This is a genomic window from Brooklawnia sp., assembly GCF_032229645.1.
In the GTDB taxonomy this organism is placed as follows: domain Bacteria; phylum Actinomycetota; class Actinomycetes; order Propionibacteriales; family Propionibacteriaceae; genus Brooklawnia.
In genome coordinates, this window is the sequence record NZ_JAVTWX010000050.1 from 10,936 (window position 1) to 12,481 (window position 1,546).

Annotated in this window: 2 protein-coding genes; both read left to right on the forward strand. The window is 63.5% G+C overall.

Translation table 11 applies throughout. The features are described 5' to 3' along the window. Positions 1–95 precede the first annotated feature (95 nt). Positions 96–1,139 carry a thioredoxin-disulfide reductase gene (gene trxB / locus AAFP05_RS03550; protein WP_341728481.1) on the forward strand — a complete coding sequence of 348 codons (1,044 nt, stop codon included), beginning with the start codon at positions 96–98 and terminating at the stop codon, positions 1,137–1,139. Positions 1,140–1,229: 90 nt separating this feature from the next. Beyond that, the coding region (gene trxA / locus AAFP05_RS03555; RefSeq protein WP_341728482.1) for a thioredoxin at positions 1,230–1,546 on the forward strand (317 nt) is incomplete at its 3' end.

A 1,546-nucleotide genomic window follows, 5' to 3' on the forward strand; every position in this document is an offset into this window, starting at 1 on the left:
GAGTAGGCCCAGCGGCACAGTCGTGGTGGAATAGCCGGGTTGGTGCGGGCGTTGGGCCGTTGTAGGCCAGCCAAATAGAGACGAGGAACGATCTGATGACCTCAAATCCATTCGCCGCGGCCGGGATTCTCTCCGGCTTTGGGCTCGATGGTGTCAAGCCGAGCGGCGTCGTGACGCCCAGCGCACCGCACGACGAGGGCCCCGTGCGTGACGTCATCATCGTGGGCAGCGGACCGGCCGGGTATACCGCGGCCATCTATTGCGCCCGCGATGGCCTGGATCCGGTGGTGCTGGAGGGTTCCATCGACGCCGGCGGTGCCCTGATGAACACGACCGAGGTCGAGAACTTTCCCGGTTTCCCCGAGGGCATCCTCGGACCCGATCTGATGGCCCGGATGCGCGAACAAGCCGAACGGTTCGGCGCCCAACTCGTTGCCGACGATGCGGTCGCCATCGATCTCAGCGGCGAGATCAAGCGGGTGACCGATTCAGAGGGCACTGTCTATCGTGCACGAGCCGTCATTTTGGCGATGGGTTCGGGCTATCGCAAGCTGAGCGTTCAAGGTGAAGACGAGTACTCGGGCAAGGGCATCAGCTGGTGCGCGACCTGCGACGGCTTCTTCTTCAAGGGCAAGGACATCGCCGTCGTCGGTGGCGGAGACTCTGCCGCCGAGGAGGCCACCTTCCTGACCCGGTTCGCGAACTCCGTCACGTTGATCCACCGCCGCGACCAGCTGCGGGCGTCCAAGATCATGGCTGACCGGGTGCTCGCCGATCCGAAGATCACTCCGGCCTGGAACACCCAGATCGCTGGCTTCGGCGGCTCGCCCAGCCTGCAAGAACTCACCCTGCGCGACACCATCACCGGCGAGGAGCGCAGGCTGGCCGTGTCCGGGCTTTTCGAGGCGATCGGACATGATCCCCGTTCGGCACTGGTGGCCGGTCAGGTCGAACTCGACGACGCGGGTTACGTGCTAGTGGAGGGCGACTCGACCCGTACCAGCCTTGCGGGCGTCTTCGCCTGCGGCGATCTGGTGGACCACACCTATCGCCAAGCCATTACGGCTGCCGGCACCGGATGCCGCGCCGCCCTGGACGCCGAGCATTACCTCGACTCACTCGCCGACGCAGCTAACTGAGCCCCGCTCAATAGTCCTAATAAGCGAGGCTTAGTAGGACTGGATCTTCTGCATCACCTAGCGATAACCACAATGAGAGGACGATAACCCATGGCAGTGATCGAAGTCACGGATGCCAGCTTTGCTTCCGAGGTACTGAAGAGTTCGAAGCCCGTGCTGGTGGACTATTGGGCAGACTGGTGTGCTCCCTGCCGGCAGCTCAGCCCGATCATCGATGAGCTCTCGGTTAGCTACGGCGACCGCATGGTCTTCGCGAAGCTCGACACCAATGCCAATCCCGACGTACCGATGCAGCAGGGCGTGATGAGCCTGCCGACTCTGCAGTTCTTTGTTGGCGGCCGGGTCGTCCAGGCGATGCAAGGCGGCAAGACCAAGGGAGCGCTGGTCAAGGCGATCGAGGCCGTCCT

What these genes read in the sequence shown, in the direction of transcription:
- trxB (WP_341728481.1), top strand. Translation starts at nt 96, where the DNA reads ATGACCTCAAATCCATTCGCCGCGGCCGGGATTCTCTCCGGCTTTGGG.